14 protein-coding genes and 2 tRNA genes are annotated in these 14,146 nt (G+C 51.2%); 5 read left to right on the top strand and 11 right to left on the bottom strand.

Annotated features, from left to right (window positions below; all coding sequences use genetic code 11):
- Position 1: 1 nt before the first annotated feature.
- From csx1 to cas6, 7 genes are read right to left on the bottom strand one after another with little or no spacing between them, the layout of a single operon-like run.
- Positions 2-1,291 carry a CRISPR-associated CARF protein Csx1 gene (gene csx1 / locus PYCH_RS07110; RefSeq protein ID WP_013906175.1) on the bottom strand — a complete coding sequence of 430 codons (1,290 nt, stop codon included), beginning with the start codon at positions 1,289-1,291 and terminating at the stop codon, positions 2-4.
- Positions 1,288-2,511 carry a type III-A CRISPR-associated RAMP protein Csm5 gene (gene csm5, locus PYCH_RS07105; RefSeq protein WP_013906174.1) on the bottom strand — a complete coding sequence of 408 codons (1,224 nt, stop codon included), beginning with the start codon at positions 2,509-2,511 and terminating at the stop codon, positions 1,288-1,290. The genes csx1 and csm5 overlap by 4 nt, the downstream gene beginning before the upstream one ends.
- Complete coding sequence (gene csm4 / locus PYCH_RS07100; protein WP_048058264.1) at positions 2,508-3,356, bottom strand: type III-A CRISPR-associated RAMP protein Csm4; 849 nt, start codon at positions 3,354-3,356, stop codon at positions 2,508-2,510. The genes csm5 and csm4 overlap by 4 nt, the downstream gene beginning before the upstream one ends.
- Positions 3,356-4,228, bottom strand: a complete 873-nt coding sequence (gene csm3 / locus PYCH_RS07095) for a type III-A CRISPR-associated RAMP protein Csm3 (RefSeq protein ID WP_013906172.1) — start codon at positions 4,226-4,228, stop codon at positions 3,356-3,358. Before csm3 ends, csm4 begins: the two co-directional genes overlap by 1 nt.
- Positions 4,228-4,794, bottom strand: a complete 567-nt coding sequence (csm2, locus tag PYCH_RS07090; RefSeq protein WP_013906171.1) for a type III-A CRISPR-associated protein Csm2 — start codon at positions 4,792-4,794, stop codon at positions 4,228-4,230. Before csm2 ends, csm3 begins: the two co-directional genes overlap by 1 nt.
- A gap of 5 nt (positions 4,795-4,799) precedes the next feature.
- Complete coding sequence (cas10, locus tag PYCH_RS07085) at positions 4,800-7,139, bottom strand: type III-A CRISPR-associated protein Cas10/Csm1 (RefSeq protein WP_013906170.1); 2,340 nt, start codon at positions 7,137-7,139, stop codon at positions 4,800-4,802.
- Between the two features lie 4 nt (positions 7,140-7,143).
- Positions 7,144-7,857, bottom strand: a complete 714-nt coding sequence (gene cas6 / locus PYCH_RS07080) for a CRISPR-associated endoribonuclease Cas6 (RefSeq protein ID WP_013906169.1) — start codon at positions 7,855-7,857, stop codon at positions 7,144-7,146.
- A 263-nt stretch (positions 7,858-8,120) separates the two neighbouring features.
- On the opposite strand from cas6, the gene PYCH_RS07075 reads away from it, so the two are divergent.
- A complete protein-coding gene (locus PYCH_RS07075) occupies positions 8,121-8,447 on the top strand; it encodes a biotin transporter BioY (RefSeq protein ID WP_237698654.1) in 327 nt (108 codons plus the stop codon).
- Between the two features lie 7 nt (positions 8,448-8,454).
- On the opposite strand, the gene PYCH_RS07070 is transcribed toward PYCH_RS07075, so the two are convergent.
- The gene (locus PYCH_RS07070; RefSeq protein ID WP_013906167.1) at positions 8,455-8,682 is read right to left on the bottom strand and encodes a hypothetical protein; all 228 of its coding nucleotides are present in this window, start codon (positions 8,680-8,682) and stop codon (positions 8,455-8,457) included.
- Positions 8,683-8,777: 95 nt separating this feature from the next.
- Here PYCH_RS07070 and PYCH_RS07065 point away from each other — a divergent pair, with 95 nt between their 5' ends.
- Both PYCH_RS07065 and PYCH_RS07060 read left to right on the top strand, forming a co-directional pair.
- Positions 8,778-10,061, top strand: a complete 1,284-nt coding sequence (locus PYCH_RS07065) for a 2,3-phosphoglycerate synthetase (RefSeq protein WP_013906166.1) — start codon at positions 8,778-8,780, stop codon at positions 10,059-10,061.
- Entirely contained in the window at positions 10,058-10,966 is a 909-nt protein-coding gene (locus PYCH_RS07060; protein ID WP_013906165.1) for a 2-phosphoglycerate kinase, read from the top strand. The genes PYCH_RS07065 and PYCH_RS07060 overlap by 4 nt, the downstream gene beginning before the upstream one ends.
- On the opposite strand, the gene PYCH_RS07055 is transcribed toward PYCH_RS07060, so the two are convergent.
- Both PYCH_RS07055 and PYCH_RS07050 read right to left on the bottom strand, forming a co-directional pair.
- Complete coding sequence (locus PYCH_RS07055; protein ID WP_013906164.1) at positions 10,948-12,372, bottom strand: CGP-CTERM sorting domain-containing protein; 1,425 nt, start codon at positions 12,370-12,372, stop codon at positions 10,948-10,950. The two genes, PYCH_RS07060 and PYCH_RS07055, sit on opposite strands and share 19 nt — an antisense overlap.
- 44 nt (positions 12,373-12,416) lie before the next feature.
- A complete protein-coding gene (locus PYCH_RS07050) occupies positions 12,417-13,133 on the bottom strand; it encodes a biotin--[acetyl-CoA-carboxylase] ligase (RefSeq protein ID WP_048058393.1) in 717 nt (238 codons plus the stop codon).
- Between the two features lie 66 nt (positions 13,134-13,199).
- Here PYCH_RS07050 and PYCH_RS07045 point away from each other — a divergent pair.
- Together PYCH_RS07045 and PYCH_RS07040 are read left to right on the top strand one after the other, a co-directional pair.
- A tRNA-Phe gene (locus tag PYCH_RS07045) sits at positions 13,200-13,276 on the top strand.
- Positions 13,277-13,284: 8 nt separating this feature from the next.
- Positions 13,285-13,362: transfer RNA gene (locus tag PYCH_RS07040), tRNA-Gly, on the top strand.
- A gap of 263 nt (positions 13,363-13,625) precedes the next feature.
- On the opposite strand, the gene PYCH_RS07035 is transcribed toward PYCH_RS07040, so the two are convergent.
- Positions 13,626-13,967 (bottom strand): hypothetical protein, encoded by a 342-nt coding sequence (locus PYCH_RS07035; protein WP_013906162.1) that lies wholly within the window; start codon positions 13,965-13,967, stop codon positions 13,626-13,628.
- Between the last annotated feature and the right edge of the window lie 179 nt (positions 13,968-14,146).

The raw sequence follows: 14,146 nt of genomic DNA, 5'->3' as shown, positions 1-14,146 counted from the left end.
CTTAACCACCCAGAGAACTGCTGACTATCTCTCTTATTCTCGGCAGGATTTCGTTAGAATACCTCAAAAACGTGTGTTCCTTGGCGGTCTTTTTGATGTCTTTCTTATCCCATTCTTTCATGCACACCTCTACGGAATTGGCTTCAAGTCCTGCATGAGCCAATACATTGCGCGGTTTAATCTGGACGTTTGCCTCAGAGAATCCGAGGAAGTCCTTCAAGGACATCCACCCTGGAAATGTTCCCGCCGTGGCATATTTTATGGCCATGTCCTCAATTTTGCCCAGCTCAACGTTTACCCTCTCTAATGTACTCCCCCAGAACAGCTTCTTTGAGATGGTGTAAAGTTTGGCTATGGAACAGGGGACATCTATTTTTGCGCTTTTCGTGACCTTCACCTCAAAGAGTAGCTTCATTAGCACACCGAAACCTGCATCATATGATAGCTTCCTGGTAACCGAGTTCCCGTCTATCTCTATCCATGACTCCCAGGTTTCGAGGAGCTCCCCTATTATTCCCTCAATCTCAGACTCATCGGGGAATGTCTCAGCGAAAAGGAGGGGCATTCCGAAGAACAGGGATCCAATCCATGCGTCCAGACTTTTTTTGGATGCTTTAATCTGCTTCAGCGAGTTAAGGCTGGTTTTGAGCTTCACAAATTCCTTCCAGGACATGCTGTAAGGTTTTAGATAATGCTTATCCCCTGGCAACGGTTCAGATAGGGGCTCTGGAGAGATGTGTGTCTTCTCAATAACGTTTATCGTCAGCTCCCTTGTAATCCCTGGAACGTATGGATCAGAATTGTAGGCTGTAAACTTCACCTCATTAGTTATTGCCGCAATTCCGAGCAGGTCTTTAAGCACCCTGTAAGTGAGAAGCGTTATGTAATTCAGCCCGTGCGTCGAGTCAAAGTGAACCTCAAGGTTCTCGTTTGGGGGGACTATCTGGGCGAGGCTGTGGAGGAGGTAGTAGTAGGCGTCCATAGCATTTCCCCTGAATGTTCCATGGACAAATTGGCCTATTCCCGGCGCTATTATTAGGTCCACCTCCCTTCCTGCCTCAATCCTGTCAAGGAAGTCCATTACCCTGCTCCTCACGTCCTCCCGGAGAGCTTCAAGGGATGAGAAATCCTTCCCGAGGGTGTCTGAGAGAATTATAACCGTCCAGTCCGGTTTTATGGCCTTCTGCAGGATCGGAAGCGTTGAGGGGCCGACCGATGTTTCCTCCCCGAAGCGGTACTTGGTTTCTTTCCACCTCTCAAAGTCACCCCAGGAAACCACGAGCAGTTTCATTGGAGCACCACCCATCCCATAGGCAGTCCATCAGCGAGACGTCTCGTCTTGGGGAAATAGCTTGAAAGCTTCCCGCTCTGCGGGTTCCTGCCGAGGCCGAGTTTTCTCCTAACGCCCTCCCATTTCCCCTCTTTCCTCAACAGAATGCCCACCGTTGTTGCCAGCCAGCCACTGCCCCATCCCAGCCTTAGGAGGTGGCCGTCATGGCTTTTGAGCGAGGAGTAAAAGGACTTGACATTTGTTTCATATTTTCCGAACCTGCTGAGCTCCGTAAGCTCGGTTTTAATGACCTCATCGTAGAACTCATTCACGGCTTTCCAGAGGAAGTCCTCGAAGACCTCCCACGGCTTTCCGTAGTTCTCAAGGCACTCCCACAGGAGGCCGTTGAAATGCCCGGAGTTCAGCCTCAGAACCTTGGCCTCAATTTTCATCTCTATTTCGGTGGCGGTTCCCGGCTCAAGGGCCTCCACCCAGATTGGTATTGGCTGGGGATTTCCGATGACGTCAACGCGGTAAACCGCGAGGTGCCTCCTTCCTACTGGCTGACTGTCCCGAACGATGAGCGCCCTAAGGGGGTCCCTCTTTGGCTCATACCTCACGCCGGAGCGCCTGTCCGGTTCCATGCCGAAGACTATGGCCTCAAGGAGGTCGTCGGCGCGCTTCCTATCAAAGTTGTACCTCTTCCCCCTCTGTTTTGCGGCCTCTTCTTTTTGTAGCTCATTTAAGAGATACTCGACGTAGAACTCAACCACGTGATTGCTCCATCCTATTTTTTCCGCGAGCTTTCTATCAAATCTGGAAACAAGGTTCATCGCGGTTGCCGAGTCTCCACACTCCTTCAGAACCTTGTAGAGCACCGCAGTCCTCAGGGCGCCCTTAACGCTCGAACCCGGGACGTAAGGCCTTTCGTTCAGCTTTATGAACTCCCTTATCTGCATGCTCTCCTTTCCGGGGGTTCCGTGAGTTCTAAGGGTGTAGCGGGCGTAGTCCTTTGGGTTTAGGTTTAGTTCATCTATGTAGCCCTTCCAGACGTAACGGTCGCCCGGCGGATTCTTAAGTAAGTGCAGGATTTCTTCGAGGCTAATGCCAAGGTTCTGGAGGTCGTCGATGAGTTTATCTATATCGAGGACGTAAACTCTATCCTGCTCGGGATATATGTCAACCGGCGTGAGCTGGTTACCGTTGCCTATGTGCAGGGGAGATAGAACCCTGAGCATCATTTCAGACCCTCCATGTCGGGGAGAAGTGTGGGGACGGGAAATGTCAGACCGTAGATGTGAACCCTAAATGACAAACCAAGGTCAAGCTCTTCGAACCTGCCGGGGTCGTTTTTAACTACCGAGCCCTCCTCGATGAACGTCATCTTTGGCTTTCTCCTTTCAAAGCTCCAGCCGCCTTTTCTAAAAATCCTCCAGAGAACCGGTTTTTTTGTTGGCAGGGCGTTGGAAAGCGTAACTTCGTACTCACTGTCAGGAGCGTCTATTTTAAGCTTGGAAAACTCTGGCTCAAAGAGGCCGAAGCCCCAGGTTGACTTCCCGCCGATGCCGGTATCCCCCAAAAGCCGTACCGCCGGCTCTATGTAGTCCCTGAAAACATCGTCCGGCCCGGAGTAGAGGAAGTAGAGCCCTGCACCCTCTCTGAACCTTACCTCGTCCCAGAAGTAGAGGGCGGAATCGTTCGTCACCCTGTCGAGAACCACTCTCGGGATGCTCACCTTTTCGTAGACGTTCATCTCAGGGGCCTCAAATGGTTCCAGGCGAAGGGCCCTTTCGAAGTTTCTCACGTCTAAATATTTGGCTCGTCTTATCCTCTTGGCCTCCCCGTATTCTTTTCCAAAGTCCACCAGTTCAACGCTGAGGGGCTTTGGGAGGTAGAATGTATCGTTGAAATAGGGAAAGGCCGAGCTTATCCTTGCCCCCCCTTTGAAGGCATCAACGAGCTTCTCGACGGCCTTGTTGTCATAGAGCACGGCCACCGCGCTGGCAATCGCTCCGAACAGCGTGTCTGCCTTTGGAATCTCAGTCAACGGCCCCTTTGGTCTCAGCAGGATTGCCCTGAACTCCATCACCGGGCCCCCAGCTTGCTCTCCACCTCCGAGAAGAGGCCGTCGAACTCACCCAGTATCTCTCCGGGGGATTTGTTCTCTGCTTTTATAGAGATTACGTGGTTTTTGTCGCCGGTTTTGTAGTATTCGGCACTCCTGAACTCAAACCCTTCAAAGATGAACCTCACCTTTCCGTAGCCCCTTGAGCCAGAACCGCCGAGGTAGCTGTCCTCAAGGAGCGCCATCGCGGTGAGGAGGTTCTTAACGTCGTCCTTCCACTGATTAAGGTCTTCGACGTTGTAGATTATTTCAAACTCGAACTCGGCTCCAGCGACGACGCGCTCATTTGTCCTCGGGTTGGCTTGTGAGGTAACACGGTCTATTCCAACCTCAATCTTGGCTTCCGTTAAAGGTTCACCTGCCCTCCATTTATCCTGCCATTCTTTAGTCAGGAACGCATCCCTGACTATGACCCTCGACGGGAAGTTGCTATCGTTTCCGCTCGCTCCGAAGAGCCTGCAGACTGGACAGTTAAGGGCGGTGTTGTAGTCCGGGCAGACGTGTATCCATCCCCTGTTAATCCTCTTGTTGAAGAACTTTCCGCAGTTTTCTTGGTTTTGGGGCCTACAGCTTCCGGGGGAGTAATTCGAAAGGGAAGGGTACTTTGCCTTCAGGTTATTGAGCTGGGAATTTACAAGCACCTCAAAGAGCGCCCTGAGGCGACCTTTGAGGGAAGAGCCCGGAATGTAAGGCAGTCCCGTGTGGGGATCCTTTATGACCGGGTTGTCTATTCCTCCAATCTCAGAAATTTCTCGTTGGGCTCCTATGTGGAGGCCAGTCACCGCCCTAATCTTACCCCGGAGGACGAGCTTTCCATAAAACCGTCTGTCCATCACTCTCTACCCCCGAAAAACCTGTGATATGCAACAACGGCCTGAAGGAAGTCATAAAACTTCTCAAACCCCTCCCTAGTCGGGTTCTCCATGAGAACCTCGAGCATTGGGTCCAGAACACTGTGGAACGCCTCAAGAGGATCCTTAGATCGTCCGGTCGCCTTTCCAACGGTGTAGGCAAGGAGATAGCGCATTTTAACGATGTCGTTCTTTATGTCCAAGTCCCCCCTCTTTACCTTCAGTTCGGTGGTTCTCGCCATCTCAAGGGTCTTCCTGACCTGGTTGGTCTTCAATCCCTGGGCAACGAGGTAGGCCGCAACCGTCACGGCATTTGCGAGCCTTTTGTCCGGGCTCCATTGTATAAAGTTCTTTGCGTCGTTGACAACCCCAGTGAAATACGGCTGTATATCGTTTCTATCAAGTTGCTTGGCTTCGAGAGCTTTTTTTATTCCTATAACATCGGGAGCTCCACCAAAGAGTGAAGACGCATCAACTCGGGAAAAGCTTCCGCTTCCCCGGTAGTTCCTGCTCTGTTCCCTATATCCATAATTTCTCCCGTAACCCACATCCTTCACCTCCTAACCGCCATGAGTATAACCTTCAGAACGCCATCAACCCAGTAAACTGGCTGGGGCTCACCTTTTTCAACGGCCTCAGCGCTTATCCCGACGAGCTTGGGGAAATAATCCGAAATGTCGTGCCTGCCAAGTAGATAAGCGATGAGATACGCCCAGCGGACGTCGTTTGGGTTCCTCACGTAGAGATCCCTGAGCTGGAGAAGGGTCATCAGCAGGCCTTTCTTTGAGTCGAATGGCTTTTTCAGCCTTCCGTTTCCGGCGTAAATCCTTTTGGCGTACTCCTTCCATAGCTCCATGTACTGCTCCCAGCCATAGGAGAGCCTGTGCCTTTTGTCAGGACGGTTTCTGTCGATCACGAAGACCCTGTTTCTCCCCTCCTCCTTCGCCACTTCAAGCCTCTCGCTGACGGTTTCGGCCATGCGATATATCGGGGTCTTGGGGTTGAAGTAGCCGAGTCCAACGGAAAGGGTAAGGCCATCGCCGGTGTACGCCATGAATGTCTCCCTGATCCTGAAGGCAAGCTCAAAGACCTGATCCCATGCCCCGACGATGAAGAAGTCGTCCCCGCCGGCGTAAACAACGACGATGTCAGGTTTTTCCGGCCAGTCCCTGAGGGAAGGCAACCTGCTGATGTCGATGGCATAGCCGGTCTTTCCTTCGATTATCAGCTTCAGGTATCCCTTGAAGAAGTAGTCCACGAAGCGTGAGGCCGTCGCGAGCTTTGAGGGGCTGTCCATCTTCCCAAAGAACTCCCCGAGCTTATCAACGTCGCCCTTTAAAACACCGAGCCTTTTTGTTCCTATTGAGGCTTTAGCCAGCTCCTCAAAAGTAGCAACGCCGATCTTTCCGGGCTTGTAGTAGTCCGCCACGAAGTAAGGGACGAATATTATGTCATCGGGCAGTTCTTCCGGCGGTTTCAGGGTGTTCTTGAGAAGGAGGAACTCCCCCCTCGCGGTGCCACCGTAGTAGGGTATGAAGTGCCTGAAGGGGCCGTGGGTGATCGCCTCTTCCTCGCGGGCGACCCTATCAAGAACGAAGCCCCTGATTTTTGGCAGTTTTTCGCCAAGCTCCGCAAGCTCCTTGCACGTTCTACAGACTTTAACTTCGGGGTCTTCGCTTAGTTTGAACCGCTCCAGCTCTTCAGGGGAAACTTCTCTTCTGCAGACGGCACACTCTTCAAGTTTTCCGGATTTTCTGGCCTCAAAGACTTCGTCCAATTCTCCAAAGCGCCTCAGCTTTCTGAGCGTGAGCTTTTTCTTCAGCCTTTTTCTGGCCTCCGCAAAGAGGTTTTCCCCCTTTTTCCTGCCGAGTTCCTCTCCTGTTATAGGCTCCCACTCAATGGCTAGGTACAGCCTGCCCTCAAACTCCTCCCAGAGCCATTCGGCGACACTTTTTCTGATTTTCTCGAGCTCTTCAACAGCCTCAGGCGTGTTCTGGGCTATGATAAGGAAGTGGCCGCCGGCGTTGAAGATGACGTTGGCCCTCGTGAGGCCGAGTCTTGAGAGTATTTCAAGGACGACATCCCAGCCTATTAGTTCAAGGTAAGCGCTCCTCGCGCGGAGGTACTTGAGGGTGCCCTTACCTGTTACGCCGTATATGAAGTCTTGTATGCCCGAGAAGTCCCCCTCAATGAGGAGGAAGCGCTTCTCCCTTCTGCACACCCCAGCCTTCACGTCCTCTGCTCCGCACCCGGCCCTGAACATGGCCAGCGCTATGGCCGAGGTCATCCTCATGTGGTCGTAGAGGGAAATAACGTTCCCCTCGCTCGTAACGGAGCTGACAAAGGTCAGGTGCCTTTCCAGAACTGGGAGGAGCATGTCCACCTTTAGAGGGGTCCGGGAAAGCTCGGCCCATAACTTCTTTACGAGATCGGAGTATGTACTGCCCTTTATGGAAGGAACATCTCTGGGGACTGGAAGCTCGTTTCCAAAGTCCAGTTCCTTCCATAAATATGCTTTTTCCCTGTTGAATACCGAGTATAGGGGCCTCGATGGTTGTGGCGTCCCTTCTTCCCTCTCCGCTGAAGAGAGGTTATCCGCTTCGTATACTATCCACAGGGCGTTGAGTATGTCCTCTACACCGAGGCCAAATCGCCGGGGATTCAGCTTCTCTATTCTGGCCCTTATGGTGGCCTCGTTCATCTTGTCCCTGTGATGGAATTCCGAGAAGAGTGACAGGAGCTCGAATTCTTTCCTTCCGGTGTTCTTTGCCAGATCTCTGAGAAACTCCGCCCCCTGCTTGGAGTGGTCTCCTGAATACATATTTGCCCTCTGCACGGGCTTTCCAATGTCGTGGAGCAGACCACCCAATGTTACAAGGTCATCGAGCCTCAATAAATCACCTCCTGATGGGATTAATGAACCCAAAACCAAGGCTGTTCTTCTCCCCCAGGCCGGCATCCATTATGAACCTGTAAAACTTCCGTTCTTCTGCCTTTATTCTCTCTTTTTCAAGAAGCTCCCAGTTGGAACCTATAACGACAAAGGATGTCCCATTCTTGACCACCTTTACATAGACATCCAACTTACCGTTTCGCCTGACTTTTGGTATTAGCCTGTCGAAGATTGGCCCTTCAAATACAAATGGTTCGCCATAGAAGGCCTCATACTTTTTTATGGCGTTCTCCTTTAATCTCCATAAGAAAAAGCCCAAGTCTCGGTGGTAATGTAGCTTAAAGTACTCTCCTCTATCCTTGTCCTTGTAAAGGACTATGGGGGAGCCGGTTTGAAACCTGTTTCTAAGCTTGAGAGAGAACTTCTTGACATCCAGAACCTCGAACTCGTACTGGCCAATGTGTATCCAATCTCTGGCCCTGATGCTCTCGTGGAGAGTGTTGATGAATTCCTTGTCTGGTGAGGATATCAGTAGAGAGAGCCTCCCCTTTGAATCCACGAAGAAGTCTGAAAACGTGAAAAATTTGAATTTTGGCTCGTCATGCCTCTTTTCATAGGGGGAACCCTTTAGCATGTTGTATATGAACCCTTGAACGGCATGTTTATTAACCTGTTTGACTCTCCCGTTTTTACTCAGTAGGGAGAGTTTCAACCTCATCTATATCACCAATCTGGCTTTATTAATTTACTAAGAAAGAAATAAAAGCTTTACTGTCGAATTCGGGATGAGTAAAAACTTTAGCTAATTATCTAATAGGGCAAGAGGGCCTGTATGAACCTTAAATCAATCCATATAACCTTAGCATCACTGTTCGCAGCATTAACTGCGGTCGGTGCTCAAGTTCTCTGTTCTTCTCTTCGGACTCCTCCTCGCTCAAGCTAGGCTTCCTTGCGATTTCCCTCTACGTTTTCATGGGTGCCTTGGGGCTCCCCGTTTTCGCGAACTTCTCGGGTGGCATCTCCCATGTCCTCGGGCCAACGGGCGGCTACATCCTAGCCTTTCCAGTCGCGGCCCTTATAGCAGGTATCTTCTATGAGAAAAGCCTACCATGGAGGTTTCTTGGGACCATCATCGGGCTCGCCGTCATATACCTTCTCGGCTGGCTGAGGCTGGGCCTCTTTTTCGGAGATTTCGGAAAGGCCTTTGCCGTCGGCGTGGTTCCATTCATCCTCCTTGACATCGTAAAAGCTGCCGTCGCGGTCGCCATTGCCCAAGCTATTAGAAGACGTGCAGGGCACTCGCTTTAAAACTAACCTACACCTCCCCCCTTCCTTCAAGCCAGGTTCTATAAGGGAGGAGCGGGTTATCAGGCTCTTCCATTCCAACAATCCTCGCTTGGAAGACGTTCCTCATAGGGCTCCTCAGGGGTTCCCGGGCCAGAACTATTTCTTCGGAGCGCCGAGCTCCTTCCTTCACTGCTTCATCTTCCCGGCAACCCTTTGTTGCTCGCTTGCCCAAATCACTAACCCTTCTGACGGCCATGACGCTTCCGCTGGCCTCGTTAAATGCTTTCGATGATCAGCATTAAGTCTCGGAAAGGTTATAATACCCAGCGGTGATTATTTTGGGGGATTGGCATGAGGCTCGTGCTCATAGACGGGGAGCACTATCCTGACGTCATCCGCTGGGCCCTCGAGAAAGTGGGGGCTTGCTGTGCCGTCTTCGTTGGTGGTATGGAAAAGATAGGGGGCATAGAGGATATTGAGAGGGTCTTGGGTATTCCTGTTTATCACGATAGGGATTATCTGCGGGCCATAGAAAGGGCGGTCAGGGAGAACGGCGTGACCGAGGTGATAGACCTTAGCGACGACCCCGTCCTAACACCCGAGGATAGATTCAGAATAGCCTCGCTTCTTCTCCGGATGGGCGTTGTTTATAAGGGGGCTGACTTCGAGTTCAGGCCCAAGGAATGGAAGAGGCTTGACATTCCCTCCCTAGCTGTAATAGGAACAGGTAAGAGGGTTGGGAAGACGGCCGTGAGCGGTTTTATCGCGAGGACACTGAAGGAGCTCTATAGGGTAGTCGTTGTCACTATGGGGCGCGGTGGCCCCGAAAAGCCAGAACTTATAAGGGGGGACGAGATGAAAATAACACCCGAGTTCTTGCTTGAAGTGGCTGAAAAAGGGAGGCATGCGGCCTCTGATCACTTCGAGGACGCTCTTATGGCCGGCGTCCCGACCGTTGGATGCAGGAGGTGCGGTGGAGGACTGGCCGGCTTCTCCTTCCTTGACATCGTTGAGGAGGGAATAAGAGTAGCTAAAACCCTAAATCCCCAGCTTATAATCCTTGAGGGATCGGGGGGGACGTTTCCAAACGTCATGGCCGACGCTTTTATCGTCGTCGTGAGCGCCCTTCAGGGCGTCGAGAGTGTGAAGAGCTACTTTGGTCCCTTCAGAATAAGTCTTGCTGACCTTGTCGTTATCACGATAGCCGATGCTGTTCCCAAGGAGAAGTTGGAGGAGCTCAAGGGGGTCATTGGTCGTATAAACCCGCAAGCGGACGTTCATCTTACCCGCTTCACTCCCAGACTCATCGGCAAAGTGGAGGGGAGGGCGGTCGTCATCACAACGTCTCCAAGGGCCGCGGAGAGAGTCGCCAAAGAGTTGGGGGAGCGAGGAATAGAGATCGTCGGATGGAGCGGAAGCCTCGCCAACAGGGCCCAGCTGAGGAAGGAGATGATGGATTTCCCACAGTATGAGACCGTAATAGTTGAGCTTAAGGCGGCGGCCGTTGACGTCGTCGTAAGGGAGGTCTTGAGGGCTGGAAAGAAGGTTGTGTTCCTTGATAACGAACCTGTGAACATGGACGGCAAGGATCTTGCTGGGGCTGTAAGGGAGCTTGCACGGAGGGTTGTGGGATGATCAGAGTAGTTGACGAAAGGGGCAAGATCTCGCTACCCTTCTCACGTGGCATCCTAACGAGATCAATAACCTCCGCTGGCGTCGACGTTGATATAGCCTACTCCATAGCCATTGAGGTCCAGAGGGAGCTTGAGGGTAAAGGAAAAACAATCGTCACGAAGGACGAGATTAGGGAGCTTACTTATAGGAAGCTCCTTGAGAAAGGGTTCAAGAGGGAGGCAAGGCGCTACCTCTTCTGGAGGAAGTTTAGGAAGATGAAGATACCGATAATAATCCTTCTCGGGGGGCCTACGGGCGTCGGCAAATCGACGATAGCTACAGAGCTTGCCTTCCGCCTCGGTATAAGGAGCGTTATAGGAACAGACTCCATAAGGGAGGTCCTTAGAAAGGTCATAACTCCTGAGCTCCTTCCGGCGATTCACACATCCACATTTTTGGCGTGGAGAGAAGTTAAAATGGTTCCGGAGGGAATTTCTCCGGTAATATATGGCTTCGAAGCCCAAGTAAGCGCCGTTTCCGTAGGAATAAATGCCATCATCGAGAGGGCCAGGAATGAAGGGCTTAACGCAATAATAGAGGGAATCCACGTCGTGCCAGGTTTCGTGAACATGGAGCACGACATGACCTTCACCTACATGATAGTGGCAGGGAGCAGGGAGGAGCTTGAGGCGAGGTTCTACGAGAGGACCCGCTACAGTCGGAGGTCAGCTGAATACTACGTCTCCCACCTTGACGAGATAATGGAAATACAGGATTACTTAATCAGGAAGGCCAGGGAGCATAACATCCCTGTCGTGGAGAACGTGGAGCTGGAGAGAACTATAGGGATCATAATGGCCGACCTAATGGAGAGAATAACGGAAACGCTGAAAAAGAGGGGAGAGAGTTATCTCCTCGACCTGTAGAGCAGAACGGGAATTAAAGCTAGGCCTACGAAAAACACAGGCCCACAGATGCCTCCTTCCGTCTCCTCAGTCTTCGTCTCTGTCGGCAGCTTGAACTTGATGTATTCCTTGGTTAGATTCTCCATCATCTTCTCGATGTCCTCCCTTGGGGTTCCATAGCGGACATGGAGGCTGAGGGATATGAGGATCTTGTTCCCTTCTTTGTCGACCGTCATCTTGACGAAGTTTCCCTTGAGCTCCCTGCTGATGGGCTTCGGAACCTCAAGAATTTCCGCGCCCTCTGGTAAGTTTATCTCGATGGTTACCGTCTGATTTATCTCATTTCCTACCCTAACGAAGGCAGAACTCTCTAAGCCGAAGGTGGGATCAACCTCAAAGACATACTCTCCGTTCTTCTCCTTGACGAAGCCTTTTGTTATGTAGTTCTCCTCTATGACGAGAGGACCCTCAGAATCGAGGCCTAATATCCGAGCCCGTGCCTCATAGACGGTTACTCCCTGCTTTATCAAAGCATCTGTTCCCGTTTTTACTATGGAATCCGTTACGTTGGCGACACCTCTCATCAGTATTTGTAGCTTCATTGAGTTCACATATTCCTGCGGGGCTATGTAGCTGGTCTTTATCGTGACGTTCTCCCTTCCATCGGGGAGAACGTCTATTCTGACGTGTCTGCTGAGGGTGTAGGTGAGATACTTCTCAACGCCTCTCTCAGAGGTGCGGTACCTTACGAAATAGCCGGTATAGTTCCCGAAGAGCCTTTCTAGACCCTCCCCCGTGAGTCCCTCCTTCACGAAAATCTCGGAGGTTACAATAACCGTATTGCCATCAACCCTACCTTCCACCGAAAAGGTGCTCCCATTGAACTTGGCCGAATACTCCTGGGGATATTCGAGCACTTGGGCATCCTTTGGAAGCTCTATAATGAAGGTGACCCGGCATTTGTGGGTGTAAGGGATCTTGATGTCGCCCGTTAGCGCCCCATATCCCCTTGTGGGGTCCACCATTAGCTCCCAGTAGTCACTATAAGAGAAGTATCTGGCAAAGTCTTCAGCGAACCCGTTCACGATGACCGTCATGTTCTTGGGGGTGAAGCTGGTGACGTTTACTGTGACGTTCTTCAAATGGATTCCCAGCTGGTAGAACCACCGCATTATTGCGGCCTTTTGGGTCTCTCCATAAAGCTTCATGGCCCGCTCGATGCTTCCGTTGGCCTTGCCGAGGATCTCATCATATGTCTTAGCTATCTGCTCTTCAGAGCCGAACCAGAAAGTTATTACTGTCAAGTTGGCTGAGCCATCTGCTCCAACCTTAGCCTTCACTATGTACTCGTCCTCGTAGAAACCCCCCGCGGCAACAAGGGGCCGGAGTAGCAGGAGCACAAACAGTAGGGTTGCTACTTTTCTCATGCGGTTTACCTCCCCGCTTCCATAGGACCACCTGATATTTAACACTACCGCTGGGCGAACCTTATGGATAGATCACCGTAGACGACCTTGACAACCTCTCCCGAGGGCTTTCTCACTATCAGCCGCCCAAACTCATCAATGTCCTCGGCTATACCCTCGATATCCTCCCCGACTACGATGACTGGAACGCCCAGTATCATACGAGATTTTGCCTTTTCCACGATGGAGGCGGGCCTCTCCTTAAGAAGGGAGTATGCCTCGTCGAGCCTCGCGATAAGGGTCCTGAAGACATCGACGAGCGGGACGTTACTTCCCAGAACATCCTTCATAGATATCGCCCCTTCTGGAACGGGATTGTTGACGTTGAGGCCTATTCCGAGTACCACAGTTCCTGCCTTTCCCTCCGCAAGTATCCCGGCGATTTTCCTACCCTCCACGAGGACGTCATTTGGCCACTTGACTTTTCCGGGTATTCCGAACTTCTCGAGGGTCTCAACCACCGCCACCGCTCCCATGAAGACGACCTTTGGCAAGTCCTCCAAAACAAGTGGGGGCCTCAATATGACGCTCATCCATACCCCTCCCTCGGGAGATTCCCACCGCCTTCCAATTCTCCCACGTCCTCTGGTCTGTCTGTCGGCCACGATAACAGTTCCTTCATCCTCGTGGAGCGCGAGGAGCTTTGCTAGGTCATTCGTGGATTCGACCTCTCTCAGGTAGATAACCTTTCTCCCCACGATGGACGTCTGGAGGCTTAGCATAATTTTCACCCTTCTTATCTCCACCGCAAGGTTTATAAATTCCTTCACGCCCCATTAACTTCGAGTGGGGCGGTAGCTCAGCCTGGGAGAGCACCGGACTGAAGATCCGGGTGTCGGGGGTTCAAATCCCCCCCGCCCCACCACGTTTTGTGCGGTGGTAGTCTAGCCTGGTCTAGGACGCCGGCCTTCCGAGCCGGCGACCCGGGTTCAAATCCCGGCCACCGCACCACAATCTGTTTTTGAAGCCTTGAAAGAGCATCTTCTTGAGAAACAATTGCTGCGAGAATCATATTAACCACCTGCGACAAGTTGTAACCTCTTTTGCGAACTTCCCCGACCAAACCCCTATACAAGTAAAGATGATACCGTTTCTTCTGCCAGTAATCGGCTGAATCTCGGTTGAGAGCCTTGTTATTATTTTGTGCCTGTTGTCCCAAAATGACCCACCATTGGAAATATGGCCGGTGAAGTTTATATGACTGTTCATGAGGATTACCTCAGAATTGCTCTCCATTTTTCTATCATTGCGCCGAGCTTGAGAGCGAATTCATCACTTAAGATGTAAGAACCGTCTTTGCCCCTCTTGAGCATGCCGAGACTTATCATCTTCCTTAATGTCCTGTAATACCTCATGCGTTCTGAGCTGTCTTTGATTATTTCTTTATATTCATCAGGATATATACGCTCATTCTTTTTGATGTAATCTACAATGCGCCTTGCCATGTCGCCGTTCTCTCCAAATACAAGATCAAGGATGTTTGTTTCATAAACTTCAACCATATCCCTCGGAATTCTCACAACAACATATGGAGGGTATTTCAATCTGCGAGGCATATTCACATCACCCCGATACTCATTCCCGCAGTATTGATTTTTGATTTGTAGGGCCCTGCAGGAACATGCAAATTTATGCTCAAACTTGTGTGAATATTTTGGTGCTCATGCCGAATACCCTTGTTTGTATGAGGAAGATGTTGAGAGAAAAATGATAATAACATTAGGGTGTTATTATT

The organism is Pyrococcus yayanosii CH1 (genome assembly GCF_000215995.1).
In the GTDB taxonomy this organism is placed as follows: domain Archaea; phylum Methanobacteriota_B; class Thermococci; order Thermococcales; family Thermococcaceae; genus Pyrococcus; species Pyrococcus yayanosii.
Note: the sequence above shows the minus strand (reverse complement) of the source record. Positions and strands in the feature narration are given on the sequence as shown.

Excerpts from the sequence above, each read along its gene's own strand:
- PYCH_RS07060 (WP_013906165.1), top strand. The coding sequence starts at position 10,058 with ATGATCAGAGTAGTTGACGAAAGGGGCAAGATCTCGCTACCCTTCTCA.
- PYCH_RS07055 (WP_013906164.1), bottom strand. The coding sequence starts at position 12,372 with ATGAGAAAAGTAGCAACCCTACTGTTTGTGCTCCTGCTACTCCGGCCC.
- PYCH_RS07065 (WP_013906166.1), top strand. The coding sequence starts at position 8,778 with ATGAGGCTCGTGCTCATAGACGGGGAGCACTATCCTGACGTCATCCGC.
- csm3 (WP_013906172.1), bottom strand. The coding sequence starts at position 4,228 with ATGGACAGACGGTTTTATGGAAAGCTCGTCCTCCGGGGTAAGATTAGG.
- PYCH_RS07050 (WP_048058393.1), bottom strand. The coding sequence starts at position 13,133 with ATGCTAAGCCTCCAGACGTCCATCGTGGGGAGAAAGGTTATCTACCTG.
- csm5 (WP_013906174.1), bottom strand. The coding sequence starts at position 2,511 with ATGATGCTCAGGGTTCTATCTCCCCTGCACATAGGCAACGGTAACCAG.
- csm4 (WP_048058264.1), bottom strand. The coding sequence starts at position 3,356 with ATGGAGTTCAGGGCAATCCTGCTGAGACCAAAGGGGCCGTTGACTGAG.
- PYCH_RS07070 (WP_013906167.1), bottom strand. The coding sequence starts at position 8,682 with ATGGCCGTCAGAAGGGTTAGTGATTTGGGCAAGCGAGCAACAAAGGGT.
- cas6 (WP_013906169.1), bottom strand. The coding sequence starts at position 7,857 with ATGAGGTTGAAACTCTCCCTACTGAGTAAAAACGGGAGAGTCAAACAG.
- PYCH_RS07035 (WP_013906162.1), bottom strand. The coding sequence starts at position 13,967 with ATGCCTCGCAGATTGAAATACCCTCCATATGTTGTTGTGAGAATTCCG.
- csx1 (WP_013906175.1), bottom strand. The coding sequence starts at position 1,291 with ATGAAACTGCTCGTGGTTTCCTGGGGTGACTTTGAGAGGTGGAAAGAA.